The organism is Stenotrophomonas maltophilia complex sp. Om-AH-Sm3 (genome assembly GCF_059337855.1).
In genome coordinates this window covers 256,532-282,442 of record NZ_JBYBLQ010000001.1, presented here as the reverse complement: position 1 = coordinate 282,442, position 25,911 = coordinate 256,532, and the positions used below count along the sequence as shown (strand labels likewise).

Annotated in this window: 23 protein-coding genes; 9 read left to right on the top strand and 14 right to left on the bottom strand. The window is 67.0% G+C overall.

The genetic code is table 11. The features are described 5' to 3' along the window. The first annotated feature begins 79 nt into the window (after positions 1–79). From AC10QF_RS01360 to agp, 3 genes are all read left to right on the top strand, one after another. Positions 80–1,642 (top strand): serine hydrolase, encoded by a 1,563-nt coding sequence (locus AC10QF_RS01360; protein WP_329846422.1) that lies wholly within the window; start codon positions 80–82, stop codon positions 1,640–1,642. A 106-nt stretch (positions 1,643–1,748) separates the two neighbouring features. Continuing rightward, positions 1,749–3,581, top strand: a complete 1,833-nt coding sequence (gene smrA, locus AC10QF_RS01355; RefSeq protein ID WP_494541599.1) for a multidrug efflux ABC transporter SmrA — start codon at positions 1,749–1,751, stop codon at positions 3,579–3,581. Positions 3,582–3,649: 68 nt separating this feature from the next. Beyond that, on the top strand, positions 3,650–4,873 hold the full coding sequence (gene agp, locus AC10QF_RS01350; RefSeq protein WP_494541598.1) for a bifunctional glucose-1-phosphatase/inositol phosphatase: 1,224 nt from the start codon (positions 3,650–3,652) through the stop codon (positions 4,871–4,873). 6 nt (positions 4,874–4,879) lie between these two features. Here agp and AC10QF_RS01345 read toward each other — a convergent pair whose 3' ends face one another. Both AC10QF_RS01345 and AC10QF_RS01340 read right to left on the bottom strand, forming a co-directional pair. Further along, positions 4,880–5,881 (bottom strand): polysaccharide lyase, encoded by a 1,002-nt coding sequence (locus AC10QF_RS01345; protein WP_494541597.1) that lies wholly within the window; start codon positions 5,879–5,881, stop codon positions 4,880–4,882. 144 nt (positions 5,882–6,025) lie between these two features. Next, on the bottom strand, positions 6,026–7,834 hold the full coding sequence (locus AC10QF_RS01340) for a DUF885 domain-containing protein (protein ID WP_053497065.1): 1,809 nt from the start codon (positions 7,832–7,834) through the stop codon (positions 6,026–6,028). 112 nt (positions 7,835–7,946) lie between these two features. Here AC10QF_RS01340 and AC10QF_RS01335 point away from each other — a divergent pair, with 112 nt between their 5' ends. After that, positions 7,947–8,303: a GFA family protein gene (locus AC10QF_RS01335; protein ID WP_072166825.1), complete on the top strand. Its 357-nt coding sequence runs from the start codon at positions 7,947–7,949 to the stop codon at positions 8,301–8,303. Continuing rightward, on the top strand, positions 8,300–9,115 hold the full coding sequence (locus AC10QF_RS01330; protein ID WP_005415830.1) for a DUF4349 domain-containing protein: 816 nt from the start codon (positions 8,300–8,302) through the stop codon (positions 9,113–9,115). Before AC10QF_RS01335 ends, AC10QF_RS01330 begins: the two co-directional genes overlap by 4 nt. Positions 9,116–9,146: 31 nt before the next feature. Here AC10QF_RS01330 and AC10QF_RS01325 read toward each other — a convergent pair whose 3' ends face one another. Together AC10QF_RS01325 and AC10QF_RS01320 are read right to left on the bottom strand one after the other, a co-directional pair. Further along, positions 9,147–9,440, bottom strand: coding sequence for a hypothetical protein (locus tag AC10QF_RS01325; RefSeq protein WP_005415831.1), 294 nt, complete (start codon positions 9,438–9,440; stop codon positions 9,147–9,149). 68 nt (positions 9,441–9,508) lie between these two features. Continuing rightward, positions 9,509–10,453 (bottom strand): LysR substrate-binding domain-containing protein, encoded by a 945-nt coding sequence (locus tag AC10QF_RS01320; RefSeq protein ID WP_494541596.1) that lies wholly within the window; start codon positions 10,451–10,453, stop codon positions 9,509–9,511. Between the two features lie 115 nt (positions 10,454–10,568). Between AC10QF_RS01320 and AC10QF_RS01315 the strand changes: the two genes are divergently transcribed. Further along, the gene (locus AC10QF_RS01315; RefSeq protein WP_494541595.1) at positions 10,569–11,441 is read left to right on the top strand and encodes a DMT family transporter; all 873 of its coding nucleotides are present in this window, start codon (positions 10,569–10,571) and stop codon (positions 11,439–11,441) included. Between the two features lie 152 nt (positions 11,442–11,593). On the opposite strand, the gene AC10QF_RS01310 is transcribed toward AC10QF_RS01315, so the two are convergent. Together AC10QF_RS01310 and AC10QF_RS01305 are read right to left on the bottom strand one after the other, a co-directional pair. Continuing rightward, positions 11,594–11,725: a hypothetical protein gene (locus AC10QF_RS01310; RefSeq protein ID WP_329846435.1), complete on the bottom strand. Its 132-nt coding sequence runs from the start codon at positions 11,723–11,725 to the stop codon at positions 11,594–11,596. A gap of 284 nt (positions 11,726–12,009) precedes the next feature. Further along, positions 12,010–12,912: a peptidylprolyl isomerase gene (locus AC10QF_RS01305; RefSeq protein WP_494541594.1), complete on the bottom strand. Its 903-nt coding sequence runs from the start codon at positions 12,910–12,912 to the stop codon at positions 12,010–12,012. A gap of 136 nt (positions 12,913–13,048) precedes the next feature. Between AC10QF_RS01305 and AC10QF_RS01300 the strand changes: the two genes are divergently transcribed. After that, complete coding sequence (locus AC10QF_RS01300; RefSeq protein WP_004150914.1) at positions 13,049–13,414, top strand: PadR family transcriptional regulator; 366 nt, start codon at positions 13,049–13,051, stop codon at positions 13,412–13,414. Next, the gene (locus AC10QF_RS01295) at positions 13,411–14,400 is read left to right on the top strand and encodes a sensor domain-containing protein (RefSeq protein WP_069137999.1); all 990 of its coding nucleotides are present in this window, start codon (positions 13,411–13,413) and stop codon (positions 14,398–14,400) included. Before AC10QF_RS01300 ends, AC10QF_RS01295 begins: the two co-directional genes overlap by 4 nt. 109 nt (positions 14,401–14,509) lie before the next feature. Here the strand turns inward: AC10QF_RS01295 and AC10QF_RS01290 are convergent, their stop codons facing one another. Then, positions 14,510–15,817: a polyhydroxyalkanoate depolymerase gene (locus AC10QF_RS01290; protein ID WP_053497077.1), complete on the bottom strand. Its 1,308-nt coding sequence runs from the start codon at positions 15,815–15,817 to the stop codon at positions 14,510–14,512. Positions 15,818–15,910: 93 nt separating this feature from the next. Then, entirely contained in the window at positions 15,911–16,501 is a 591-nt protein-coding gene (locus tag AC10QF_RS01285) for a class I SAM-dependent DNA methyltransferase (RefSeq protein ID WP_005415837.1), read from the bottom strand. Positions 16,502–16,688: 187 nt separating this feature from the next. On the opposite strand from AC10QF_RS01285, the gene AC10QF_RS01280 reads away from it, so the two are divergent. After that, positions 16,689–17,144 (top strand): CopD family protein, encoded by a 456-nt coding sequence (locus AC10QF_RS01280; protein WP_053497082.1) that lies wholly within the window; start codon positions 16,689–16,691, stop codon positions 17,142–17,144. 275 nt (positions 17,145–17,419) lie between these two features. On the opposite strand, the gene AC10QF_RS01275 is transcribed toward AC10QF_RS01280, so the two are convergent. The 6 genes from AC10QF_RS01275 to lpxA form a co-directional block, all read right to left on the bottom strand. Continuing rightward, positions 17,420–18,379 carry an acetyl-CoA carboxylase carboxyltransferase subunit alpha gene (locus tag AC10QF_RS01275; RefSeq protein WP_019659134.1) on the bottom strand — a complete coding sequence of 320 codons (960 nt, stop codon included), beginning with the start codon at positions 18,377–18,379 and terminating at the stop codon, positions 17,420–17,422. Positions 18,380–18,492: 113 nt separating this feature from the next. Next, on the bottom strand, positions 18,493–19,362 hold the full coding sequence (locus tag AC10QF_RS01270) for a YajG family lipoprotein (RefSeq protein ID WP_069137997.1): 870 nt from the start codon (positions 19,360–19,362) through the stop codon (positions 18,493–18,495). A gap of 55 nt (positions 19,363–19,417) precedes the next feature. Beyond that, the gene (dnaE, locus tag AC10QF_RS01265) at positions 19,418–23,011 is read right to left on the bottom strand and encodes a DNA polymerase III subunit alpha (RefSeq protein WP_065177437.1); all 3,594 of its coding nucleotides are present in this window, start codon (positions 23,009–23,011) and stop codon (positions 19,418–19,420) included. A 183-nt stretch (positions 23,012–23,194) separates the two neighbouring features. Further along, positions 23,195–23,854, bottom strand: coding sequence for a ribonuclease HII (rnhB, locus tag AC10QF_RS01260; RefSeq protein ID WP_005415842.1), 660 nt, complete (start codon positions 23,852–23,854; stop codon positions 23,195–23,197). After that, a complete protein-coding gene (gene lpxB, locus AC10QF_RS01255; protein ID WP_258391606.1) occupies positions 23,851–25,053 on the bottom strand; it encodes a lipid-A-disaccharide synthase in 1,203 nt (400 codons plus the stop codon). Before lpxB ends, rnhB begins: the two co-directional genes overlap by 4 nt. Before the next feature lie 53 nt (positions 25,054–25,106). Next, positions 25,107–25,898 carry an acyl-ACP--UDP-N-acetylglucosamine O-acyltransferase gene (lpxA, locus tag AC10QF_RS01250; protein WP_005415844.1) on the bottom strand — a complete coding sequence of 264 codons (792 nt, stop codon included), beginning with the start codon at positions 25,896–25,898 and terminating at the stop codon, positions 25,107–25,109. Between the last annotated feature and the right edge of the window lie 13 nt (positions 25,899–25,911).

The window sequence follows — 25,911 nt, the reverse complement described above, 5'->3', positions numbered from 1 at the left end:
ATCGGCGACCGTTACCATCCTGCGAAACCCCGGTGACGGCCTGCACATGGCCGCGACCCCTGTTCGGAGATGGTGCTGGATGAAAACCTGGATCGGAGGAGCCGTGCTGCTGGCGTGCACGACCATGGCCAATGCGGCGACCCCGCAGCAGCTGCAGGACCTGGATGCGACCGTCGAGCGCGTGCGCACGCAGTTCGACGTGCCCGGCATCGCCGTGGCCGTAGTCAAGGATGGCCAGGTGGTGCTGGAACGTGGCTGGGGCGTGCGCGAGCAGGGCAAGCCGGAACCGGTGCAGGCCGACACCCTGTTTGCCATCGCTTCCAATACCAAGGCGTTCACCGCCACCTCGCTGAACCTGCTGGCCGAGGACGGCAAGCTGAAGATGGATGACAAGGTGATCGATCACCTGCCGTCGTTCCGCATGTCCGATCCGTTCGTGACCGGGCAGATGACGATCCGCGACCTGCTGTCGCATCGCAGCGGGCTGAGCCTGGGCGCCGGTGACCTGCTGTTCTGGCCGGCTACCTCCTACAGCAACGCCGAAGTGGTGGAGCGACTGGGCAGGGTGCCGCTGAAGGGCGGCTTCCGCGAAAGCTATGCCTACGACAATATCCTGTACGCGGTCGCCCAACAGGTGATCGAGCGCGTGTCCGGCATGAGCTACCAGCAGTTCCTGCAGACGCGCATCTTCGACAAGGTGGGGATGGCCGGCACGCGCTACAACGCCGACCACCTGAAGCCAGGTGACAAGGCGGCGGTCGGCCACGCCAAGTACGATTTCAAGGACCTGCGCACCGTTGCACCGCTGACCTGGTCGAACAATGCCGGCGCCGGTGGCATCTATTCCAGCGCGCACGACATGGCGCGCTGGATGCAGGTGCAGCTGGCCGGAGGCAAGCTCGCCGATGGCACGGTGCTGTTCAGTGAGAAGAGCCAGCAGCAGATGTGGCGGATGATCACCCCGCAGTCGATCCCGGCGCCGAGCGTGCCGGAGCTGGCACCGGCGCGGGCCAACTTCGCCGGCTATGGCGAAGGCTGGAGCCTGAGCGACTACCGCGGGCAGAAGCTGGTCTGGCACACCGGTGGCTGGCCGGGCATGGTCTCGCGGTTGACCCTGGTGCCCGGCGAGAAGCTGGGCGTGGTGGTGCTGACCAACCAGGAAGTGGGCGCGGCGTTCAATGCGATCACCCTGAGCGTGCTTGACGCTTACCTGGGCGGAGAAAAGCACGATTGGGTGGACGCCTATGCCAAGGCCGTGGCCAAGGGCCAGGACAAGGCCGACGAGGCCTGGGCCAAGCACCAGAGCGCACGCGACAAGGGCAGCAGGCCATCGCTGGCGCTGGCCGGCTACACCGGCAGCTTCCATGACCGCTGGTATGGCGACATGCAGATCAGCGCCGAAGGCAAGGGCCTGCGCCTGCGCTTTGCGAAGACCGCGCAGCTGAGCGGGCGGCTGGAGCACTGGCAGCACGACACCTTCATCGTGCGTTGGGACGACCGTTCGCTCAACGCCGATGCGTTCGTGAACTTCAGCCTGGACCCGGATGGCAAGGTGCGCGAGGTGCGCATGCAGCCGATTTCCGACCTGACCGATTTCAGTTTCGATTTCCAGGACCTGCTGTTCACCCCGGTCAAAGAATGAGGGTCGTGCCGGCCAGCGGCCGGCACTACCGGCGCCGCGGCATCGTCGGCCGGCGTACACATCCGGCGTGGGATACTCCGCCGGCTATTGATGGCGAGGGAATGCGATGTTCCGTTGGTTTGAATCCCTGATCCCGGTTTTCCCGCCCGTGGATGGGCGCATGCCACCGCGCAAGGTGCTGCCGTTCTACCTGCACTACCTGCGCCCGGTCTGGCCGGTGCTGCTGGCGACCCTGATTGCCGGCCTGCTGCTGGCGCTGGTGGAAGTGGCCATGTTCGACTACCTGGGCCGTATCGTCGACATGGTCGCCGAGCAGCCCGGTGCCGATTTCTTCAAGCGCCATGCCAATGAACTGGGCTGGATGCTATTCATCACGGTCATCGCGCGGCCGATCCTGGTGGGCCTGCACAACCTGCTGGTCAACCAGGCGATCGTGCCCGGCCTGAGCAACCGCTCGCGCTGGCTGATGCACAACTACGTGGTACGGCAGAGCCTGAGCTTCTTCCAGAACGACTTCGCCGGCAGCGTCGCCAACAGGGTGATGCAGACCGGTACCTCGCTGCGCGAGTCGGCGGTACAGATGGTCGATTCGCTCTGGTACATCGTGGTCTATACCGGCACGGCGCTGTACCTGTTCGCGCAGGCGGACTGGCGGTTGATGGTGCCGCTGGTCCTGTGGCTGCTGGCCTACGCGGTGATCATGGTCTACTTCGTGCCGCGCGCGAAGGAACGGGCCTGGATTGCGTCCGAAGCGCGCTCCAAGGCGATGGGCCGCATCGTCGATGGCTACACCAACATTCCCACGCTGAAACTGTTCGCCCATGGCGGGCGCGAACAGGCCTACGTGGCCGAGTCGATCCAGGAACTGGCGGTCAAGCACCGCGCGCAGACCCGGGTAACCACCGGCATGGACCTGACCATCGCCATCGTCAACGGTTTCCTGATTGCCGGCACCTGTGGGCTCGCGCTGTGGCTGTGGAATGGCGGCCATATCACCGTGGGCGCGATCACGCTGGCGACCGGCCTGGTGATCCGCATCCACAACATGTCCGGCTGGATCATGTGGACCATCAACGGCATCTTCGAGGACATCGGCACGGTGCAGGATGGCATCACCACCATCGCCCAGCCGCTGACCGTGCAGGACCGCGGGGACGCGGTGCCGCTGCAGGTGACCTGCGGTGGCGTGCACTTCCAGGACATCCACTTCCATTACGGCAAGAAGGGCGGCGTGATCGCCGGCCTCGACCTGGTGGTGAGGCCGGGCGAGAAGATCGGCCTGGTCGGTCCTTCCGGTGCCGGCAAGTCGACCCTGGTGAACGTGCTGCTGCGCCTGTACGACCTGGAGAGCGGCCGCATCCTGATCGACGGCCAGGACATCGCCTACGTCACCCAGGAAAGCCTGCGCCAGCAGATCGGCGTGGTCACCCAGGACACCTCGCTGCTGCATCGCTCGATCCGCGACAACCTGCTGTATGGCCGCCCCGATGCGACCGAGGAGCAGCTGCGTGCTGCCGTAGCCAAGGCGCGTGCCGAAGCCTTCATCGATACGCTGGTGGACGGGCAGGGGCGTCGTGGCTACGACGCGCACGTCGGCGAGCGCGGCGTGAAGCTGTCCGGTGGCCAGCGCCAGCGCATCGCCATTGCCCGCGTGCTGCTGAAGGACGCGCCGATCCTGGTGCTGGACGAAGCGACCTCGGCGCTGGACTCGGAAGTGGAAGCGGCGATCCAGGACAGCCTGGATGAGCTGATGGGCGGCAAGACGGTGATCGCGATCGCGCACCGGCTCTCGACCATCGCGCGCATGGACCGGCTGGTGGTGATGGACCAGGGCCGCATCGTCGAGACCGGCAGCCATGCCGAACTGATTGCGGCCGGTGGCCTGTACGCGCGCCTGTGGGCGCGGCAGACCGGTGGTTTCGTGGCGGCCGATCAATGAGTACTTCCGGGGTCGGAGCCCTTTCCTTCGGAAAAGGCTCCGACCCCGGCGTGCTTCTGGAGACCTGCATGATCCGCGCCCTATGCTTGCTGTTTCTGCTGATCGCGCTGGCCGTGAGCACTGCGACCGCGATGGCCGCACCCGTTGCCGACGAGCAACTGCAGCAGGTCATCCTGCTCAGCCGCCACAACCTGCGCGCACCGGTGGTGGCGTCCGGCGCACTCGCCAAAGCGACCCCTGAAACCTGGCAACGCTGGGACGTGGCACCGGGCGAGCTGACCACCAAGGGCGGCGTACTGGAGGTCTACATGGGGCGCTACATCGGCCAGTGGCTGCGCCAGGCGCAATTGTTGCCGGCGTCGGGTTGCCCGCAGCCGGTTGACTTCCACGCCCATGCCAACAGCCTGCAGCGCACCCAGGCCACCGCGCAGTTCTTCGTTGCTGGCGCCTTCCCGGGCTGCCCTGCTGCGGTCGAACAGCGCACGCCGCTGGGGACGATGGATCCACTGTTTGATCCGGTGATCCATAACGATGACCCTGCCTTCCGCGCCCGCGCGCTGGCGGCAATGCAGAACGCGCTGGCGGCAGCGGATCTGGCCCCGGCACTTTCCGTGGTGGAGGAAATCACCCGTTACCCGCAGTCGGCGGCCTGTGCGGGGCGCAGCGACTGTCATCTGGTGCCGGCCGATACCTCCTTCAGTGCGGAGCCGGGCAAGGAGCCTCGCGCCGCCGGTTCACTGGCACTGGCCAGCGGGCTGGTTGATGCCCTGTTGATGGAGCATTACCAGGGCAGTGGCATGCGCCGCGACGGTTGGGGGAGATTGAACACCCGGGCCCAATGGCAGGCGCTGGCGCAGATCCGCAACCTCTACCAGGACATCCTGTTCGGCACCGCCGAGGTGGCGCAGGATGTCGCCGGACCGCTACTGACCCACGTCAATGCGTTGTTCGCTGATCCGGCGTCACCGAAGGTGACCCTGCTGGTCGGCCATGACTCCAACATCGGTTCCGTGCTGGCGGCGCTGGGCATCACCGACTACACGTTGCCGGGCCAGTACGAGAAGACGCCGATCGGTGGCCTGCTGCAGTTCGAGCGCTGGCGTGACCGCCAGACGGGTGGCGAGCGGTTTCGCCTGGCCTACGTCTACCCGACCACCGCACAGTTGCGTGGCGCACAGCCGCTGACCGAGGCGCAGCCGCCGGGCCATGTCGCGTTGCGGGTGCCGGGCTGCGCGGCGCAGGGCTGCACCATCGCGGAATTCCAGCGTCTGCTGCAACCGGCAGCCCGCTGAGGCGCGTCACCAGCGCAGGGGCGTGCGCACGATGCCGTGCGTGGCCATCAGGGTAAGGTCACCGCCCAACCGCGGCGAATGGAACGGTCCGCGTGCATGCGCGGCATCGAACAGGCCGCCATCGGGTGAGCGCAACCGGTAGAACTCGCCCCATCCGCTGGCCTGCAGGGGCAGTTGTGCAACACCGGTCTGCTGGTTGAACCACGCTGGGTCCTTGCTGCCTTCGATGACGCGACGCGCCAGGCGGTCGATGGCGTGATCGCGTCTGGCGTACCAGTCCTGACCGCGCAGCCGCGCCAGCTCCGCCATCATCACCAGCGGCGTCAGCGCGTAGTCGTGGTAGTGCAGGGCACGTTGCCCGCGCGCCATTTCCAGCGGCAGGCTGCCATCGTCCTGGATGTCATCGATGCCCTTCTGGAAGGCTGCATGACCAGCCTGCCAAAGGGTCTGGTCATCGGTGACCAGGCCGGTGGCCAGCACGCCCAGGCCGCCCCAGTAGTAGTGATTGTTACGGCGCCGTTTCGGGTTGTCCCAGTAGGCCAGGTTGGCCCTTGCCAGCTGCTGCAGCCACGGATCGATGCGCGCGCGCTGCTGCGGGTCGGCCTGGTCATGCACTTTCAGGTAGGCCATGGCCACCGCATCGAGCATCCACTGCCGCATGTAGAACGACTGATCGTTGTTGACCCGGATCATCTGCCCGAGCATGGCGCCCTCGTCGGCCCACGCACCCAGCCAGTTCAACGTGCACTGCGCCGCTGCCGGGTCACCGCTGCGCAGATAGTCGTCGCTCATGTGCGCCACGTCGGCGGCATAGCGGTCCAGCGGCGCGGTGGCATCCTTGTTCTGCTGGTGCAGTGCCGGGTCGATCACCGAGCCGGCCTTGTCGGTGTAGTAGCCCAGGGCACGGATGTCGGGCTGGCCAGCGGGTGGCGCAGGGCACGCAGCAAAGGCACAGGCGCTGGCCAGCAGTGCGGGCAGCAGTGCAAGGCGGAGCAGAGGGAGAGACATGGATGCCGGTGGAAGGGGGAACCCGGCGAACGATGCGCCTGGCTCCGTTGCCGGCATGTGATGCGGCGATGGCGTGGCGATCCTGTGCAAACGGAACGGCCCGGGTTTGCCCGGGCCGCTCTCGTTCAACTCACACCTGCGCGATCACTCGATCGGCTGGTCCAGCATCAGCTGGCGGGCGAAACGCACCGGCGGTGCGCCGTAGGACAGCACCTGGTCGTGGTACGCCTTCAGGTTGAACTTGTCGCCCAGCTTCTCCTGCACTGCCTTGCGGGTGTCGAAGTGTTCCTGCGCACCGACGAAGTAGGTCGGCAGCTGTGCCGACGTCAGCTGCGCGCGCACCCACTTGCCGGCCGCTTCGCTTTCCTGCTGGAACGCGTCGTGGGTCATCAGGTGCATCGCCTTTTCGCGATCCCAGTTGTCCACGTGCACGCCCTGGTCGAGGATCGCGTTGGAGATGGTGCGCAGGTAGAACTTCAGCTGCACCAGGTGGAACAGCGGATCGTTGTTGAGGTAACCCTGCTCCTGCATCATGCGCTCGGTGTAGACCGCCCAGCCTTCGGCGAACAGGCCTGAACGCAACACCGCACGCAGGGTCGAGGGGAACTTGGCCGAGTGCCAGCCTTCCAGGTAATGGCCCGGAGTACCTTCATGGATGCTGAGCAGGTGGATCATGCGCGAGTTGTACTCACGCAGGAACGAGTCGACCTGTTTCTCGTTCCAGTCGTCCGGAATCGGCGACACGGCGTAGAAGGTCTTCAGGTTCTTGTCCAGCGGGCCCGGCGAATCGCAGTAGGCCACGGCCACGCCACGCTGGAATTCCGGCATCAGGATGATGTCCACCGGCGCATCGGGCAGCGTCATCAGATCGTGCTCGCGTACGAACGCGGTGGACTGCTCCAGCGCGGCCTTGGCATCGTCGACCACCTTGTCGCGTGCCGGCTTGTCGGCGTAGGCCAGTTCCAGCGCGGCCTCGATCGCCTTCTGCTGCTGCTCGTCGGTCGGCTGGGCCGGCATCTCAGGTGCACCCGGCTTGTCCTTCAGCACGGTCTGCGCGATGCCGTACATGTCCTCGCGCACGCGCTTGAGTTCGGCGCGCGCACGCTCACCGATCTCCTGGCGCGACAGCGAGGAGCTCAGCGCGAATTTCAGCTTCTGGTCGTATTTCTCCGCACCGATGCGGAAGTCGCCCTTGGCGTTCGGTACCAGGGTCTTGTCCAGCCAGGTCTGCTGCTCGTCCACGGCCTTCTTCAGGCCGTCGATGGCCGCTTGCAGACGCTGCTGGTCGGCCTGCGGCAGTTCGCCGATGTGCGGGGTGATGAAGGTATCGACGATGCTGAGGATGCCCTTGTTCTGCTTGGCAACGGTCTCGGCGTGGATCTTCGGCACGCGGGCCGGGTCCAGGTTCTCGCGGGCCTGGGCGAAGATCGCCGGCAGCTTCTCCATGCGCGCGGTGGCCGCCTTCAGGCGCTCCGGCAGCGGTGCGAACTCGCGCGCCATCAGGCCGTAGATCGCGCTGCCGGCGATGCCGTTGTACAGTTGCGGGTCCCACTTGCCGGACTGCAGCACTTCGGCGTTCCAGATTTCCGACTGCAGCTGGTTGCGCAGGATCGCTGCGTCCACCTGGTTCTCACGGCCCAGCTTGGCCACCTCGATCTTGTCCAGCTCGCCCAGCAGCGCCTTGTAGGCGGCCACGGTCTTCTGCTGGCCGGCGGCACTCAGGTCGTCCAGCTCGCTGTCGTAGCGGTGGTCACCGATCTGGGTGGCGCTGACTGGCGACAGCTGCATCCAGGTGTCCAGCGCGCGCTTGGACAGATCGGCGAAGGCGGCGTCGACCGCCGCGTCACCGGCCTGCTGGCTGGCGGCCGGGGTGGAAGCATTGGTCGGGGCGTCGGCCGGCTGGCAACCGGCCAGCGCGGCGACCAGGGCGAGGGCAAGAAGATGCGGGCGCATCGGCATTCCTGTACGGGGTCAAACCCTGAGCATAGGGCCCCGTCGCTGCTTTGTCCCCGTGCCATAGGATTACCATGGGCGGATTCAAGGACCCTCCAAAGGAGCGCAGGACATGGAATACCAAGGAAGCTGTCATTGCGGCAGGATCGCATTCACCGTACAGGCCGAGGCGCCGATCAGCGACGTCATCGACTGCAACTGTTCGATGTGCCGGCGTCGCGGCAGCCTGCTGTGGTTCGCTCCGCGTGCGGCGTTCCAGCTGGCCACCGATCCGGCTGACGTGGCCACCTACCACTTCAACAAGGCCCACATCGACCACCACCACTGCCGCGAATGCGGTATCGCTCCCTACAGCGAAGCGGTCGATCCGCGTACCGGCACACCGATGGTGGCGGTGAACGTGCGCTGCGTGCCGCAGGTCGATCTGGCGGGCCTTTCGGTGACCTCCTACGACGGAGCGGCACTGTGAGGCCGGTGCGAGCGTGGACGCGCAGGGCGGCGCTGCCGGTACTGCTGCTGGCGCTGGGCGCCTGCGCCAAGCAGGGCGACATGGTGGGGGATGCGGGCGCCACGGCCGCGGAGGCGGCCATCGCTTCGCCGGAAGGCGCCTTCCTGGCCTACGAACACGACGTGCAGGTGCAGCTGGAAGCGGCGCAGATCGCACCGCGCATCCAGCAGATCGCTCAGGCCTGCCAGAGCGCGAAGTTCGGTGACTGTGCAGTGTTGCAGGTCGAGCAGCACGGCGGCGAGCAGCCCAGCGGTGAAGTGAAGGTGCGCATCGCCCCGAAGGGCACCGAGCCGCTGATCGCGATGGCTGGTGAAGGCGGCAAGCTGCAGTCCCGCAATACGCGCGCCGAGGATCTCGCGCAGGCGGTGGCCGACACGGCATTGACCAAGGCGCGGCTTGAAAAGGAGCACGCCCGCCTGCTGTCCTACCAGGACCGCAAGGACCTGAAGGTCGAAGACCTGATGGCGATCACCACGCGCCTGTCGGAGATCGAGGCGGGTGTCGAGCAGGCCAACAAGGACGCCGCGCAGCAGCGTCGGCGCATCGATACCCAGCTGGTGGCGATCCACTTCGACACCACCTCTGGCCAGCGCAGCCGCAGTGAGATCGGCGAGGCGCTGAGCGAGTCGGGCAGCATCCTCAGCACCAGCATTGCGTTCCTGATCCGCGCTGCTGCCGCGCTGCTGCCGGTGGCGGTGCTGGCCTTGATCGCGGCCTGGGGTGTGCGGGCATGGTGGCGTCGCCGCCGTCGCAAGCTACCGCCCAACCCCTGAGATGAAGGCCGATGCCGGCCGTCAGCCGGCATCAGCCCTCGTCGGTCTCGTACTCGACGAACACATCGAGTTCCAGCGCCAGTTCCTGCACCGCATCGCGCACCTTCTGCGCGGTGCTTTCATTGCCGACTTCCACTTCCAGCTCGTGGATGCCCGGGCCGATGTCATCGGACAGCCCGGCCGAACTGGAATCGTCGTCGTCCATGTGCGGCATCAGGTCGTCGGTTTCTTCGACATGTTCGATGCCGTCCAGGCCGAGCAGCAGGTCGCTGATGGCGCGGGCGTCGTCTTCGGTTCCGGTGATGCGCAGTCGCAGCATGGCCATGGCATAGGTACGTTGTGGGTTCGCCAGCAGCCTAGCCAGCGTGAGGCAAAGAACGGGTGAGGGCGCAGTCAGGCGTGCGTTGCCGGCCGCCCGAGCAGGCTGTCCGGCAATGCCGGAATCGGCGTGCGCTCGTCCTGCGCCTGTTCCAGCAACCAGTCGATGAACAGGCGCGCGGCCGGGCTCGGCGGTTGCCCTTCTGCGTGCACCACGTGATAGGCATAGCGCGCCTTCAATGCCGGGCCGGGCAGGCGTACCACCTCGTAGCGCTGCAGGTAGGGCTGGGCGATGTGGGTGCGCGCCAGCACCGCGCCCATGCCATACACCGCTGCACGCATCGCGTCGGTGCTGTCGGCGAAGGTGTGCATCGGCGGCATCGGCGACGGCGGACGCGCGCCGGCGTGGCGGAACCAGTCGCGCCAGCCCTGCGGCGACAGGTCGGTCAGCAGCGGCAGCTCGGCGATGCGCGCCGGATCGACCAGCGTTTCGACCCCGGCCAGTGCCGGTGAGGCCACCGGGAACAGGTAGTCATCCATCAGGTGCTGCGCACGCAGGCCCAGCCATTGGCCCAGCCCGTAGCGGATGCCGACTTCCGGTCCGTTGTCGTCGTAGCGATCCAGCCCGCTGCCGGTGTGCAGCTCGATGCGGATGTGTGGATAGGCCTGGGTGAAGCGTGGCAGTCGCGGCAGCAGCCAGCAGTACGAGAGCGAGCGCAGCGTGGTGATCCGCAGCGGCACGCTGTCGGCATCCGGTTGCAGGTGATGGGCCACCGCCGCGACATCGGTGAAGGCGGCGCTGGCGGCGTCGGCCAGCTGCCGACCCTCGGCGGTCAGGCGCACGCCGCGGGCGTGGCGCAGGAACAGGCGAACTTCAAGTACTTCTTCCAGGCGGCGCACGTGGTGACTGACCGCGCTGGCGGTCAGGTGCAGCTCCTGCGCGGCCTGGGCGAAATTCTGGTGGCGTGCGGCGACCGCGAACACGGCCAGTGCGGGGAGCAGGGAAGGACGGAGCAGCATGTCGAGCCTCAAACCATATTTGTGGCTGACAGCGATACTACGCGCTTGTGCGGCGGGCGTCTGCGCCTGATCCTATCTGCCTTGGCGAGGAACAGACGATGGACGGAGGCAGGACATGAATGCGATCCCACAGGCGGCCGAGCGCGACTGGCGCACGCCGCTGGAATTGACCCTGCTGGGCGCCATCTGGGGCTGCTCGTTCCTGTTCATGCGGGTGGCGGTGCCGTCGTTCGGCCCATTCGCGCTGGTCGAGGTACGGCTGGTGCTGGGCGCGCTGGTGCTGCTGCCGTTCCTGTGGCGCGCCCGCGCGCAGTTCCCGCCGCGGCGCTGGCTGTGGTTGGCACCGATCGGCCTGATCAACTCAGCGCTGCCGTTCGTGCTGTTTGCCTATGCCGCCGAGCAGGCGCCGGCCGCGATCGGTGCGATCTGCAATGCGATGACGGTGCTGTTCGCTGCGCTGATCGCGTTCGTGTTCTTCGGCGAGAAGATCGGCATGCGTCGTGCCGGGGCGCTGCTGGTCGGCTTCGCCGGCGTGGTGGTGCTGGCCACGGCCAAGGTCTCCGGCCTGAGCATCGGCACCGCAGTGCTGGCCGGTGCGGCGGCATCGCTGCTGTACGGCCTGGGCGTGAACCTGGTGAAGCGGCACATGACCGGGTTGCCGTCGGCCGCCGCCGCGGCGGCAACGCTGTCGTGCGCCTCGCTGTGGATGCTGCCGATGGCGGTCAGCCACTGGCCGCAGGCGGCGATTCCGTTGAAGGCCTGGGGCGCGGCGATCGCATTGGGCGTGGCCTGTACCGGGCTGGCGTTCCTGATGTTCTATCGCCTGATCGGTCGTATCGGCCCGTCGCGGGCGTCGACGGTGACCTACCTGATTCCGTTGTTCGGTGCGGCGTTTGCGTGGTTGTTCCTGGATGAGCCGGTGACGCTGCAGATGCTGATTGCCGGTGCGTTGATTCTGGGTAGCGTGGCGGTGAGTCAGAAGGGCTGAGGCGTTTGGCGCGTGGCACGTGCTGAAGGCGCTTCACTGTTCATGGGCGTCACTTTTCTTTTCGCGCGAAAAGAAAAGTAACCAAAAGAAACGCGCCGCCAGGTTGCGAGCCGCCGTGCTTCGCACCTCGGTCCCCTGCGCTTCTCGGTGAATCAGGGGGCGGTGCCGAACTCGCTGCGCTCAGACATCGGCACCTCTTCGCCCCAGATTCCCCTGCGATGCTCGGCTCGCTCAAGGCGGACCCAGTTCAAAGGCCACGGCTGCACCCAGTAGATCCACGCCATGCGTGGATGCTCTTGCTGTTGATCTTGACCTTCCAGTCCGCCTTGAGCGAGCCGAGCACCGCAGGTCCGGCGAGGGCGAAGAGGCGCGGGTGTCTGAGCGCAGCGAGTTCCCGCGCCGTCCCTCGACGGGCCGAGGAGCGGAGGGTACCGGTGCGCAGCACCGGCTCGCGACCGGCGGAGCGTTTCTTTTGGTTACTTTTCTTTGCGCACAAAGAAAAGTAACGCCCATGGACAGCGAAGTACCTTCAGCACGCGCAACGCGCAACGCGCAGGAAGCCAGGCTCCTACCGCACCGGCACCGGAATATTGCAGAGATCGATATGCCCCGCCGGGCGCTTGTAGAAATCATCCACGCGGTTGCGCCGCGCCTCCACCGTATCGGCGAAGGTCTTCGAATCGGTGCGCAGTACCTGGATCGGCGTGCGCTCGGCCGCCGGCACGTCGCTGGCACGGCGGATCGACACGATCGGCGTGCGCAGCTTCGGGTCGGTGTAGAAGCCCATCGGCGCCGGTCCGCGCGGCGTCGCGCTGAGCAGCTCCATGCCCTTCAGCACGCGACCGACCAGGGTGATGTTGCGGTCCAGCTGGCGCGGCGACTGCCCGGTCACCACGTACAGTTCGGCGCCGATGCTGCTGTCCTCTTCGTTGCTGCGGCCCGCGCCCAGCATGCCGTAGCAGTGCGCCAGCCAGGCCTTGCCGGCCTGCGGGTCCTGGCCGACCGGGAAGCCGTCGACGAAACCGGTCTGCGCGGCCCAGCCATCGCGATCCGGCAGCACGTTGACCTTCAGGCCGGCGCTGGCGCGCTCGAACTCGGCCGGCAGCTTGCGCGCGGCGCTGCCGAACGGCCTGGCCTTGGCTGCGTCATCGGCGTCGGCATCGCCGAACTGCACCACGAAGTTGTCCTGCGAGCGGTAGATGCTGGTGCCGTCCCAGAAGTGCTCGTGGGCGAAGGTCTGGATGTTGGCCACATGGCGCGGGGCGAACTGCGGTGCCAGCTCGATGATGACCCGACCGGCCGGCAGGTCCATGTACAGCAGGTTGGCCGGGTCCGGGGTGCGCCAGTCGCTGGCCGCCGAGGCGTCGAGGATCTGCTGAGGGCTGCGGTAGGGCGTGGCCGCGCTGGCCATGGCGGGCAGCAGGCAGGCGAGGGCGAGGCTGGTCAAGGCAAGGCGACGGCGGTGCGGCATGGGAACCCCGGAACATGAACGAGGCTTCGATTCTGCGCGAGCAATTCGGTCACGCCAACCGGCAGAGTGACTAACGACACATTCGCTATACCGAACTTCGCACTACTGTGGACTTCAACGTAGTGGAGGACCGGCCATGTCCGAGGACGATGTCCACCTGAAGAAGTTCCAGAAGGAGCTCAGCGCCGGAACCGTGTCGCTGGCCCTGCTGGCGGTGCTGGCCCGCGCCGGGGAGCCGCTGTACGGCTATCTCATTGCCAAGGAGCTGGAGCGGGTGGGCGAGGGCGTGCTGAGCGGCAAGCAGAGCGCGCTGTACCCGGTGCTGCGCAACCTGGAGGGCGCCGGGCTGCTGGAAAGCCATGTGGAGCCATCCAGCAGTGGTCCGCCCCGGCGCTACTACCGCATCAATGAACGTGGCCGCGAGGTGCTGGCGCAGTGGCGCCAGGCGTGGCAGGCCACCCGTGATTCCGTCGATTCCGTGTTGGAGGGGGTACCGCAATGAACGACCCGAGCCTGGCAGGCCGCGCCCTGCCGACCACCATTCCGCAGTACCTGGCGCAGCTGCGCGCTGCGCTGGAAGGTGCCGATCCGGCGATGGTGCAGGACGCGTTGTACGACGCCGAGGAATACCTGCGCTCGGAGCTGGCCGCGCAGCCCGGCCGCAGCGAGGCCGAGGTGATCGCCGACGTTGCCGGCAGCTATGGCGCGCCGGACGAAGTGGCCGACATCTACCGCGAGACCGAAGTGACAGTGAACCGCGCGCTGCGCACGCCGCGTGCGGATACCGCGCCGGTGCTGCGTGCGGCGGCGGAAGCCAGTGGCGTCGAGCCGGCCTCACCGCCGCCGGCGCCGGTGCAACGCTCGCTGCTGGCGCGCTTCTTCGGCGTGGTGGCCGATCCGCATACCTATGGCGCGCTGTTCTACATGCTGCTGTCGCTGGCCACCGGCATTTTCTTCTTCACCTGGGTGGTGACCGGCCTGTCGCTCTCGCTCGGCCTGTTGATCCTGATCGTCGGCATTCCGCTGACCGTGCTGTTCTTCGGCTCGGTGCGCGGGCTGGCGCTGCTGGAAGGGCGGCTGGTGGAAGCATTGCTGGGCGAGCGCATGCCGCGCCGTCCGCGCTACACCGACCGCAGCCGCACGTGGCTGCAGCGCATCGGCGACATGTTCACCGATGGCCGTACCTGGCTGACCCTGCTGTACTTCGTGCTGATGCTGCCGCTGGGCGTGATCTACTTCACCATCGCGGTGACGCTGCTGTCGCTGTCGCTGAGCCTGATCTGGGCGCCGGTTGCGGCGATCTTCAGTGGCGACATCCCGGGTGTGTACATCAACGACGTGAATGTACTGCCGATGGCGGCCTCGCCGCTGGTGGCGATCGCGGTTGCCGCGGCGGGCGCGCTGCTGCTGCTGCTGACGATGCACCTGGCACGCGGCATCGGCAAGCTGCACGGGCTGATCGCCAAGAACCTGCTGGTGCGGTTGTAATGGTCAGGGGTCGGATCCCTGTTCGGAGAACAGGGCTCTGACCCCGGATCCCATCATGCTGGGTCAGAGCCCTTTCCGTTGGAAAGGGATCCGACCCCACGGCGGGGAGTTACCCCGCCTTTCGCCGCAACGGAGTGACGTTGCTCTTCTTCTTCGTGGCCTTCGCCGCAGGTGCTTCGGCATGCGCGGCGAAGAAGTCGCGCACCTTCGGATACACCACCTCGCGCCAGCGACGGCCGCTGAAGATGCCGTAGTGGCCGGCGCCTTCGACGATGAAATGCTCGCGGCGGTCAGTAGCAATGCCGGTGCACAGCGCCTGCGCTGCTTCGGTCTGGCCAAGGCCGGCGATATCGTCCAGTTCGCCCTCGATGCTCAGCAGCGCGGTATCGCGGATCGCCGACGGGTCGACCTTCTCGCCGTTGACCACCCACTCGCCACGCGGCAGCAGGAAGTCCTGGAACACCACGCGGATGGTATCCAGGTAGTACTTGGCCGGCATGTCCAGCACCGCGTTGTACTCGTCGTAGAAGCGACGGTGCGCGTCGGCGTCTTCCAGGTCGCCCTTGACCAGGTCGGTGTAGAAATCCCAGTGCGAACTGAAGTGGCGGCTGGGGTTCATCGACAGGAAGCCGGCGTGCTGCAGGAAGCCCGGATACACGCGGCGGCCGGCGCCGGGATAGCTGGCCGGCACGGTGTGGATGACGTTGTTCTCGAACCACGACAGCGGGTTCTGCGTGGCCAGGTTGTTCACCGCGGTCGGGCTGCAGCGCGCATCGATCGGGCCGCCCATCATCACCAGGGTGCGCGGAGTCGGCTCGCCACGGCTGGCCATCAGTGAAACCGCGGCCAGCACCGGTACCGTCGGCTGGCACACGCTGACCACGTGCAGGCGTTCGACGCCCAGATGGCGGATGAACTCCTGGATGTAGGCGATGTAGTCGTCCAGGCCGAACTCGCCTTCGTTGGCCGGCACCATGCGCGCGTCCACCCAGTCGGTGACGTACACACGGTGGTCGCGCAGCAGCGTGCGCACCGTATCGCGCAGCAGCGTGGCGTGGTGCCCGGACAGCGGTGCCACCACCAGCACGAACGGCTGGTTGAGCATGGTGTGCAGCTGGTCGGCTTCATTGCTGTGGCGCTTGAAGCGCAGCAGCTTGCAGAACGGCTTGCTCACTTCCTCGTGCACGACGATCGGCACGCGCTCGCCGTCGACCTCGATTTCGTTGATGCCCCACTCGGGCTTCTCGTAATCCTTGCCGATGCGGTGGAACAGCTCATTGACCGCCGCCAGGCGATCAGCGCCGGGCATCTGCGACCACCAGTGGCCCGGGTTGGCGAAGAATTTGGCGTTGGCCTGGGCCTGGTGCACCCAGGGGGCGAGCAGGTTGCGGGTCAGTTCGTGCAGTTGATAGAGCATGACGACCGAATATGTATGGTCATATGTTGCCGCGCAGCATATCCCATCCGGGTGTCCCGCAGGTTAAGTTGGCTGAAAATAATGAATCCGGATTCACATCCGTTCCAGCGCGGCGGCATCGCCTGCCAGGGCGGGGCCCAGCCAGCAGTGCGACCCTACCGGCTGCAGGCCGTGCCGGGCCAGCGTCCGCCGATACCAGCGTGCTGGGCGGGCCTGGAAGCCGTCGTGGTCGCCTTCGAACGCGTCCTCGGCGGCGAAGGTCTCCAGGAAGGCCACACCGCCGGTCAGCTCGGCCACGCCGGCCAGGCCGGCGCGCAGCTCGCGGTCGGGCACGTAGTGCATCACGTCCGAACACACCAGCAGGTCGACCGGGGCGCAGGGCCGTAGCCAGGCGAAGTCGCCGAAGCTGGCCAGGTGCAGGTTGCGGGTGCGGCCGTAGCGGCGCACAGCGTACTCGCTGCTGTCGAAGCCCAGGTATTCGACCTTCGGACGCAGCTTCAGCAGCGGTGCGCGCCAGGCGCCTTCGCCGCAGCCGATGTCCAGCACACTGCGGATCGGTCGTTCCAGGTAGTACTCGGCACTGGCCACGGCCAACGCGACCTTGCGCGCCAGGCGGGCGCTGCCGCCGATGTCGGCGCGGCGGTACCAGCGTTGGAAGTAGGCGGCGTCGTAGGTCTTGTCCATGGGGCGGTGCGCGGTCGGGGGAAACGGCGCCTATCGTACGGCGTTGCGCCCCCGGGTGTGGCGGACCCGCAGTAGAGCCACGCCATGCATGGCTGTCCTGATGCGGCGATTGGACGCGGCAGCCACCCATGAGGTGGCTCTACTGCGACAATAGGCGCCCATCTACGCCAGCCGCCGGAGCGAGCGCATGCAGAGCTACTACTGGGTCAAGACCTTCCACATCGTGTTCGTGGTGGCGTGGATGGCCACGGTGTTCTACCTGCCGCGCATCCTGGTCAACCTGGCCGAGACCGCAGGCCAGCCGGCGGTGACCGAGCGCCTGCAGCTGATGGGCCTGCGCCTGTACCGTTTCGGCCACTCGATGTTCGGCCTGGCCTTTGTGCTGGGCCTGGTGCTGTGGCTGGGCTACAAGGTCATCCCGGATTTCCCGACCATGGTCGCGCCGGGTGGCGCTGGCTGGCTGCACGCCAAGCTGGGCCTGGTGGTGGTGCTGCTGGTGTATTTCAGCTGGATCGGCCGTCTGTTGAAGGGCGTGGCCAAGGGCAGGGCGCTGCCGTCGTCGCGCGCGCTGCGCTGGATCAACGAGATCCCGCTGCTGGCGTTCATTCCGATCGTGTGGCTGGTGCTGGCCAAGCCTTTCTGAACGGGGCGCGCAGCGCATCGCACAGATGCATCCACGCATGGCGTGGATCTACTGGGTGCAGCTGTGGCTTTTGATGTTCAGGTCCGCCATGAGCGAGCCGAGCATCGCAGGTGAAACAGGGGCGAAGAGGCGCCGATGTCTGAGCGCAGCGAGTTCGGCGCCGTCCCCTGATTCACCGAGAAGCGCAGGGAACCGGTGCATAGCACCGGCTCGCGTTCGGCGGCGTGTTCTTTGGTTACTTTCTTGCACGAGCAAGAAAGTAACAAGCCGATGAATCAGGCCGCTTCGTACGTGCCGTAGCTGCGCAGGCGGGTGTAGCGCTGCTCCAGCAGCTGTTCGGTGGACAGCTTGTCCAGCGCGTCCAGTTCGTTCAGCAGCACGGCCTTCAGGCGCTTGGCCATCTGGGTCGGATTGCGGTGGGCGCCGCCGGTGGGCTCGCGCACGACCTTGTCGACCAGGCCCAGGCTCTTCAGGCGCGGCGCGGTCAGGCCCAGCTGCTCGGCGGCTTCCTTGGCCTTGCCGGCGTCCTTCCACAGGATCGAGGCGCAGCCTTCCGGGGTGATGGTCGAGTACACCGCGTATTCCAGCATCACGGTGCGGTCGCCCACGCCCAGCGCCAGCGCGCCGCCGGAGCCGCCTTCACCGATCACGGTGCAGATGATCGGCACCTTCAGCTCGGCCATCTCGATCAGGTTGCGCGCGATCGCTTCGGACTGGCCGCGCGATTCGGCGTCGATACCCGGCCAGGCACCGGCGGTGTCGATCAGGGTCAGCACCGGCAGGCCGAAGCGCTCGGCCATCTTCATCAGGCGCAGCGCCTTGCGGTAGCCCTCCGGCTTGGGCATGCCGAAGTTGCGCTTGATCTTTTCCTTGGTGTCGCGACCCTTCTGGTGGCCGATCACCATTACCGCGCGGCCATTGATGCGGGCCAGGCCGCCCATGATCGCCTTGTCGTCGGCGAAGGCCCGGTCACCGGCCAGCTCCTGGAACTCATCGAACATGACGCGGATGTAGTCGGCGGTGTACGGACGCGACGGGTGGCGGGCCAGCTGCAGCACCTGCCACGAGGTCAGGTTGCGGAAGATCTGCGCGGTGCGCATGCGCAGCTTGTCCTGCAGCGCGTGCACTTCCGCCTCGACATTGACCGCCGGCCCGGCACTGGCGTTGCGCAGTTCCTGGATCTTGGCTTCCAGGTCGGCGATGGGTTGCTCGAAGTCGAGGTAGTTCGGATTCATCGGAAGCCGTCGTGTAAAGAAGGGGGCAATTCTAGCCGAATGCGTGCAAACCACCCGTACGCCTTCGTCTGGAAGGCGACGGTAGCGCAGCCGGGCAGGCGGCGCCAGTCAGCTCAGGGCACCACCAGGGCGCTGCGGCCCATCAACTGGCTGCGCTGGGAAACGAAGTCGTTGTAGGCCTCGTTGGCCTCCCGGCCCAGGCCGCTGCCCAGGGTGGCAGTGGCCGAGGTGAAGGCCATCTGCGCAGCGAAGTCCTGCTTGCGCAGGGCCTTCTGTTCATCGGCGGTGGTGGCCTTCAGCCATCGCGCGTAGACCTCGCGAAGCGGCGCGGCATGCGCCTCGAAGGCCGGTGCCAGCGCCGGCAGGCTGGCCGGTGCCGGTTCAAGGCTGTATGCCGGGGCCACGTAGCCGGCCGGCTGTTCGCGCTTGAACGCGCCCGGCTCGCCCATGCCTTCCTCGACGTAGGCGATGAAATCCGGTGCCGTGAACACCTTGGCGACGATCTGGCCACCACTGGAATCGACGTGGGCGACCACCTTTTCCTTCGGGAACGGTTCGCGCACGCCGTAGGTCCAGGTCTTGTCGATGAACAGTTCGTGGTGCTTCTCGAAGGGGCCCTCGAAGTCGACGCCGCCCAGCTCGATGCCAGCCTTGCCGGTGCCGAAGTTCTTCAGCTTGCTCTCGTCGGTGACGTAGATCTCGCGTGCGATCACGTATTCGCTCAGGGTCGGGTTGATCAGGCCGCCACGACCGTCGACGTAGACGATGAAGCGCACGTCGCCGAGCGTGTCGGTATGCAGGCGATGCTCGCCAACGGCCAGCGAGACCGGGCGCGAGCCGTGCGCGGCCACCGGCAGGTCCTGGCCGTCGATGCTCAGCGCCAGCGGCGTGTCGGTCGGGTTGTCGATCTGGAACTCGATCTTCGACGGCGAGCAGGCGGCCAGCGCCAGTGCGGCAACGAACGGGAACAGCAGGGTCTTCATTGGCGATCGTCCTTGATGTCTGGAACGGAAAAACTGGAACACGAAGCAGCCAGCCTCAGCTGGCCCACGGCGGGCTGTAGCGCACCTTCAGCGTACGTACGGCGGGGTCGGCGCGCAGCGCCTCCATCAGCTTGGAATCGATGCGCACTGCGCTCTGCCCGGAGACATCCAGCATGCCGGCGACACCGCCGTGCGGGCCCTTCAGCAGCAGGTCCAGGCGCAGCGGCGTGCGCCCCGGGCGATGGCGGTCGAGCAGGGCATTGATGCGCTCCCAGACCGGGCGCTGCTGGCGCAGGTCCAGGCGCAACGACAGCCGCGTGGCGTAGTTGGCGCAGACTTCGTCGAAGTCCCAGCACTGGCGGATGCGCAGTGCGTAGCCGCCGTTGAATTCGTCCTCGCGCAGGCCGCCCTTGACCACCAGGATGCGGTCCTTGGTCATCAGGTGGCCGAACTCGGCCATCGCATCGGAGAACGCGCTGCACTCCACGCGGCCGCGACCGTCCTCCAGCTGGATGAAGATCTGGCTCTCACCCTTGCGGCGCACGCCGACCACCTGGCCGGCCAGCACGGTCTGCACTTCCGGGCGCCAGCGCTTCTCGCCGCCACCGCCGCCGCCGCCGCTGTTGGCGCTCCAGATCTTCTCCACCGAACCCAGGTCGTTGCCGACCAGGTCGCGCACATCGTCGCGCCAGGGATCGAACGGGTGGCCGCTGAGGTAGAAGCCCAGCGTGTCGCGCTCGCCGTTGAGGCGCTGCAGCAGCGGCCATTCTTCGGCTTCGGGCAGGTCCAGCTGGATCGACACGGTGCTCGGATCGGGCCCGCCAAACAGCGAATTCTGCCCGGACGCACGCTCGCGTGCCATCTGGTCGGTGGCCTTGATCACTTCCGGCAGCTGCAGCATCAGCGAGGCACGGTTGCGGCCGAGCTCATCGAGCGCGCCACAGTTGATCATCGCTTCCAGCGTGCGCCGGTTGAGCTTGGCCGAGCCGACGCGGGTGCAGAAGTCCAGCAGATCCTTGAACGGTCCGCCCTTCAGTCGTTCCTCGACCACCGCTTCGCAGGCGCCCTGGCCGACGCCCTTGATCGCGCCCAGGCCGTACTGGATCGTGTCCGGTGTGACCGCTTCGAACATGAAGGCCGACTGGTTCACCTTCGGCGGCAGCACGGTCAGGCCGAGGTTGCGCACCTCGTCGAGGAAGCCGACCACCTTGTCGGTGTTGTCCAGGTCCGAAGACAGCGTGGCCGCCATGAACTCGGCCGGGTAATGGCGCTTCAGCCAGGCGGTCTGGTAGCTGACCAGTGCGTATGCAGCGGCGTGCGACTTGTTGAAGCCATAGCCGGCGAACTTCTCCATCAGGTCGAAGATTTCGTCGGCCTTGGGGCCGTCGACGCCGCCCTTGGCTGCGCCTTCGCGGAAGATCTCGCGGTGCTTGGCCATTTCCGCCGGCACCTTCTTGCCCATCGCGCGGCGCAGCAGGTCAGCGCCGCCCAGCGAGTAGCCGCCGACGATCTGCGCCATCTGCATCACCTGCTCCTGGTACACCATGATGCCGTAGGTGTCCTTCAGGATCGCTTCGGTGCGCGGATCGGGATAGATGATCTCTTCCTGGCCGTGCTTGCGCGCGTTGAAGGAGGGAATCAGGTCCATCGGGCCGGGGCGATACAGCGACACCAGCGCGATCAGGTCTTCGAAGCGGTCGGGGCGCGCGTCCTTCAGCAGGCGGCGCATGCCCGAGGATTCGAACTGGAACACCGCGCCGGTGTTGCCATTGGCGAAGATGTCCTTGTAGGTGGGCGCATCGTCGAGCGGGATCGCGGCAATGTCGACCGGCGGAATGCCCGCGCGTTCGTGGCGCTTGTTGATCGCCTTCACTGCCCAGTCGATGATGGTCAGCGTGCGCAGGCCGAGGAAGTCGAACTTCACCAGGCCCACTTCTTCCACGTCGTTCTTGTCGAACTGGGTGACCGGGTTCTTGCCGAGCCCATTTTCGTCGTGTTCTGCGTACAGCGGGCAGAACTCGCTCAACGGCTCGGGCCCGATCACCACGCCACCGGCGTGCTTGCCGGCGTTGCGGGTCAGGTCTTCCAGTTGCAGCGCCAGGTCGATCAGGTCGCGGACATCGTCCTCGGTCTCGTAGCGCTGGATCAGTTCCGGCGAGGCCATTTCCGAGCTCGGGCCTTCCTTGCCCTTGCCCAGCGCATCCTTCAGGTGGATGCCCAGGATGTTGGGGATCAGCTTGGAAACGCCATCCACCAGGCCGTACGGGAACCCGAGCACGCGGCCGGAGTCGCGCACCACCGCCTTGGCGGCCATGGTGCCGTAGGTGATGATCTGGCTGACGCGCTCGCGCCCGTACTTGCGGGCGACGTAGTCGATCACCTCGTCGCGGCGGTCCATGCAGAAGTCGATGTCGAAGTCGGGCATCGACACGCGTTCGGGATTGAGGAATCGCTCGAACAGCAGGTTGTACGGCAGCGGGTCCAGGTCGGTGATCTTCAGCGCCCACGCCACCAGCGAACCGGCACCCGAACCACGGCCGGGACCGATCGGAATGCCCTGGTTCTTGCCCCACTGGATGAAGTCGGCCACGATCAGGAAGTAGCCGGGGAAGCCCATCTTGATGATGGTGTTGAGCTCGAACTCCAGGCGCTCGAAGTACTCCTCACGGGTCTTGCCCGGCGCCAGCGGATTCTTCTCCAGGCGCTCTTCCAGGCCATCGCGCGACATCTTCTGGATCCAGGTGTCCAGGGTCTCGTCGTCGGGCACCGGGTAGTTGGGCAGGAAGTAGGTGCCCAGCCGCATCTCGATGTTGCAGCGCTCGGCCAGCGCCAGCGTGTTGTCGATCGCATCGGGGATGTCGGCGAACAGCGCGCACATCTCCTCGGCCGACTTCAGGTACTGCTGGTCGCTGTACTCGCGCGGACGCTTGGGATCGTCCAGCACGCGGCCGGTGGAAATGCACACGCGCGCTTCGTGCGCGCTGAAATCCGACGGCGACAGGAAGCGCACGTCGTTGCTGGCCACCACCGGCAGGCCGCGCTGGCCAGCGGCCATCAGCGCGAACTGGTTGAAGGTTTCCTCGCCCTCGCGGCCGGTACGGGTCAGCTCCAGGTGCAGGCCATCGCCGAATACGCGCTGCCAGTCGGCCAGCTGCTGCTCGGCCAGTTCATGCTTGCCGTCCAGTGCCAGGCGCCCGGCCAGGCTCTGCCGGCCGGCCAGCGCGAACAGGTTGGCGTTGCCGGCCTTCAGCCAGTCCGGGTGGATGGCCACACCGCCTTCCGGGCGATGGCCTTCCATCCAGGCGCGGGTCAGCAGCCGCGACAGGCTCAGGTAGCCCTCGCGGTCGCGGCACAGCAGGGTCATCCGCCACGGGTCCTGGCCTTCCTCGGCGATCAGCACGTCGGCACCGGCGATCGGCTTGATGCCCACGCCTTCGGCCGCCTTGTAGAACTTGACCAGGGCGAACAGGTTGTTGAGATCGGTCACCGCCAGCGCGGGCAGGCCGAGCTCCACCGAGCGCGACAGCAGGTTGGCCTGCTTGGCCTTCTTCGGGTCCGCCTGGTCCGGCTTGGCCGGCACGCGGATGGTCGAGTCCGCCAGCGAGAACTCGGTGTGGACGTGGAGATGTACGAAGCGGGAGTTGGACATGCCGGACCAGGTTGGAGCGCGCGGGCCCCGGGTGCTGACGGAGGTTCGTCGCCGGGGTCGGGAAGCGCTGGAATGCCCGGTCAGGGTAGCGAGGGCAGGGGGTTGCCACAAGGCTTGACAGGGGCACGGCGTGGCGCCGGATTCAGGCGTGCGGGAGGCCGCCTCCTGTAGCGCCGAGCAGGCTCAGGCGATGGCCGCGACAGCCGGCGCTTCCAGGCACTCGCGCACCGGGGCGAAGCTGCGCCGGTGCTCCACGCAGGGGCCGTGCTCGCGCAGGGCGGCCAGGTGGGCCGGAGTGCCATAGCCCTTGTGCTGCTCGAACCCATACTGGGGGTGGCGGGCGTGCACGTCCTGCATGTAGCGATCGCGCGAGACCTTGGCCAGGATCGAGGCGGCCATGATCGCGCGGTCGATGCCATCGCCGCCGACCAGCGCCTGCGCCGGCAGTACCAGGCCCTTGGGCACCACGTTGCCGTCGATGCGGGCGAAGCCGGCCACGTGGGCGACCGCTGCAACGACGTCACGCATGCCCTGCAGGGTAGCCTGGTAGATGTTCAGGCGGTCGATGGTGTCCACGTCCACCAGCACCACATGCCAGGCCAGGGCGCGCTCGACGATGCGGTCATGCAGCTGCTCGCGGCGGGCAGCGGTCAACTGCTTGGAATCATCCAGGCCGTTGATCCGTGGCCGTGACGGATCGAATACCACCGCCGCCACCGCCACCGGCCCGGCCAGCGGGCCACGCCCGGCCTCGTCGACACCGGCGACCAGGCGCTCCGGCTCGACCACTGCCGTACCGTCGAACAGGGCCAGGCTTGCTGCTGCGGCGTGGCGGCGGCTCATGCCTGCGCCTGGTCGCGCATCAGCAGCTCGCCGACGGCATCGGCGGCACGCGCCGAGGCGTTGCGTCGCAGGCGCTCGTGCAGGCGCACATAAGTGTCCTGCAGGTCGATCACCCGCTGCGGGTGGTCGAACCACTGCTGGATGGCCGCGGCCAGCCTGTCCGGCGTGCAGTCGTGCTGCATCAGCTCCGGTGCCAGGTCCTGGCCGGCCAGGATGTTGGGCAGGGCGAAGCGGTCGACCTTGATCAGGCCAAGCGCCTTGACCAGTCGATAGGTCAGTTCGTTGACGCGGTAACCGACCACCATCGGCCGCTTCACCAGCATGGCTTCCAGGGTCGCGGTGCCGGAGGCCAGCACCACCACGTCGGCGGCGATCATCGCGTTGCGCGCCTGGCCGTCAAGCACGTGCGAGTAGGCCACCGGCAGCGCCGAGCGCGACAGCTGTTCTTCGATCAGCTGCCTGCAGGCCGGGTTGGCGGCAGGCACCACCACATGCAGGCCCGGAATGCGTTCGGAGACCTGCCAGGCGGCTTCGAAGAACGGTTCGCCCAGGCGCGAGATCTCGCCGAGGCGGCTGCCCGGCAACACCGCCAGCACCTTGGCCGAGGCCGGCAGGCCGAGCGCGGCGCGTGCTTCCTCGCGGTTGCCTTGCAGCGGAATGTCATCGGCCATCGGGTGGCCGACGAAGCGCGCGTCGATGCCGTGCCGGGCATAGATCGGCGGCTCCATCGGGAACAGGCACAGCACCAGGTCGGCGCTGCTGCCGATTTTCTCGGCGCGCTTTTCGCGCCAGGCCCAGACCGACGGGCTGACGTAATGCACGGTGCGCACGCCACGCTGCTTCAGCCAGCGCTCGATGCCCAGGTTGAAGTCGGGGGCGTCGATGCCGATGAACACGTCCGGCTGCCAGTCCAGCGCACGCTGGCGGAACGCCGAGCGCAGCTTGAGCAGGCGCGGCAGGTGGCGCAGCACTTCGGTCAGGCCCATCACCGCCAGCTCGCTGGCATCGTGCCAGGTCTGGCAGCCGGCGCTGCGCATGACATCGCCGCCGATACCGGCGAACTCGGCATTCGGGAAGCGTGCCTTCAGTTCACGCACAAGGCCCGCACCGAGCAGGTCGCCGGAGGCTTCGCCGGCAACCAGCGCGATCCGCAACGGGCGCTCGCTGAGCACCCGCTGCGCGGGAACGCTGCCGGCCATCGAGGCCAGCGGGATCACCGCGGCGCCGGCCGGCGCCTGGCCGGTCGAGCTGCTCATCGCAGCAGGGGCCTCTCGGCGTGCTCGATGAAGTCCAGCATCGCCTTCACGTCGTCGCTGTCACGCGCCTGTTCGGTCAGCTGCACCTTGGCCTCTGCCAGCGGCAGGCCCGCAACGTACAGCGTGCGGTACGCACGCTTGATGGCCGAAATGCGGTCAGCGTCGAAGCCGCGCCGCTTCAGGCCTTCGCTGTTGATGCCACGCGGGCGTCCCAGCGAATCGGTACCGACCATGGTGAACGGCGGTACATCACCATTGGTCAGCGCGCCCATGCCGAGGAAGGCATGCGCGCCGATGCGGCAGAACTGGTGGGCACCGGCGAAGCCGCTGATGATCACGTAGTCGCCCACGGTCACGTGGCCAGCCAGAGTGGTGTTGTTGGAGAACACGCAGAAGTTGCCGACATGGCAGTCGTGTGCCACGTGCGTGTAGGCCAGCATCCAGTTGTCGTTGCCGATGGTGGTGATGCCGCCGCCGCCGCCGGTGCCACGGTTGAGCGTGACGAACTCGCGGAACACGTTGCGATCGCCGATCACCAGTTCGGTGCGCTCGCCGCCGAACTTCTTGTCCTGCGGCTCGCCACCGATCGCGGCATGGCCGACGAAGCGGTTGTCGCGGCCGATCCGGGTCGGGCCGTGGATGCTGCAATGGGGGCCCACCACCGTGCCGGCACCGATTTCAACGTCGGGGCCGATCAGGGTGAAGGCGCCCACCTGGACATCGTCAGCCAGGCGTGCGGCCGGGTCGATGACGGCGGTGGGGTGGATCCGCGGTGCGTTGTCAGTCATTGCTGCCTCCAGT

What these genes read in the sequence shown, in the direction of transcription:
- AC10QF_RS01340 (WP_053497065.1), bottom strand. Translation starts at nt 7,834, where the DNA reads ATGCGCCCGCATCTTCTTGCCCTCGCCCTGGTCGCCGCGCTGGCCGGT.
- AC10QF_RS01275 (WP_019659134.1), bottom strand. Translation starts at nt 18,379, where the DNA reads ATGAATCCGAACTACCTCGACTTCGAGCAACCCATCGCCGACCTGGAA.
- AC10QF_RS01345 (WP_494541597.1), bottom strand. Translation starts at nt 5,881, where the DNA reads ATGTCTCTCCCTCTGCTCCGCCTTGCACTGCTGCCCGCACTGCTGGCC.
- AC10QF_RS01295 (WP_069137999.1), top strand. Translation starts at nt 13,411, where the DNA reads ATGAACGACCCGAGCCTGGCAGGCCGCGCCCTGCCGACCACCATTCCG.
- AC10QF_RS01290 (WP_053497077.1), bottom strand. Translation starts at nt 15,817, where the DNA reads ATGCTCTATCAACTGCACGAACTGACCCGCAACCTGCTCGCCCCCTGG.
- AC10QF_RS01300 (WP_004150914.1), top strand. Translation starts at nt 13,049, where the DNA reads ATGTCCGAGGACGATGTCCACCTGAAGAAGTTCCAGAAGGAGCTCAGC.
- AC10QF_RS01285 (WP_005415837.1), bottom strand. Translation starts at nt 16,501, where the DNA reads ATGGACAAGACCTACGACGCCGCCTACTTCCAACGCTGGTACCGCCGC.
- lpxB (WP_258391606.1), bottom strand. Translation starts at nt 25,053, where the DNA reads ATGGCCGGCAGCGTTCCCGCGCAGCGGGTGCTCAGCGAGCGCCCGTTG.
- AC10QF_RS01315 (WP_494541595.1), top strand. Translation starts at nt 10,569, where the DNA reads ATGAATGCGATCCCACAGGCGGCCGAGCGCGACTGGCGCACGCCGCTG.
- AC10QF_RS01360 (WP_329846422.1), top strand. Translation starts at nt 80, where the DNA reads ATGAAAACCTGGATCGGAGGAGCCGTGCTGCTGGCGTGCACGACCATG.
- rnhB (WP_005415842.1), bottom strand. Translation starts at nt 23,854, where the DNA reads ATGAGCCGCCGCCACGCCGCAGCAGCAAGCCTGGCCCTGTTCGACGGT.
- AC10QF_RS01270 (WP_069137997.1), bottom strand. Translation starts at nt 19,362, where the DNA reads ATGAAGACCCTGCTGTTCCCGTTCGTTGCCGCACTGGCGCTGGCCGCC.
- agp (WP_494541598.1), top strand. Translation starts at nt 3,650, where the DNA reads ATGATCCGCGCCCTATGCTTGCTGTTTCTGCTGATCGCGCTGGCCGTG.
- AC10QF_RS01280 (WP_053497082.1), top strand. Translation starts at nt 16,689, where the DNA reads ATGCAGAGCTACTACTGGGTCAAGACCTTCCACATCGTGTTCGTGGTG.
- AC10QF_RS01320 (WP_494541596.1), bottom strand. Translation starts at nt 10,453, where the DNA reads ATGCTGCTCCGTCCTTCCCTGCTCCCCGCACTGGCCGTGTTCGCGGTC.
- dnaE (WP_065177437.1), bottom strand. Translation starts at nt 23,011, where the DNA reads ATGTCCAACTCCCGCTTCGTACATCTCCACGTCCACACCGAGTTCTCG.
- AC10QF_RS01310 (WP_329846435.1), bottom strand. Translation starts at nt 11,725, where the DNA reads ATGGCGTGGATCTACTGGGTGCAGCCGTGGCCTTTGAACTGGGTCCGC.
- lpxA (WP_005415844.1), bottom strand. Translation starts at nt 25,898, where the DNA reads ATGACTGACAACGCACCGCGGATCCACCCCACCGCCGTCATCGACCCG.
- smrA (WP_494541599.1), top strand. Translation starts at nt 1,749, where the DNA reads ATGTTCCGTTGGTTTGAATCCCTGATCCCGGTTTTCCCGCCCGTGGAT.
- AC10QF_RS01305 (WP_494541594.1), bottom strand. Translation starts at nt 12,912, where the DNA reads ATGCCGCACCGCCGTCGCCTTGCCTTGACCAGCCTCGCCCTCGCCTGC.
- AC10QF_RS01335 (WP_072166825.1), top strand. Translation starts at nt 7,947, where the DNA reads ATGGAATACCAAGGAAGCTGTCATTGCGGCAGGATCGCATTCACCGTA.
- AC10QF_RS01325 (WP_005415831.1), bottom strand. Translation starts at nt 9,440, where the DNA reads ATGGCCATGCTGCGACTGCGCATCACCGGAACCGAAGACGACGCCCGC.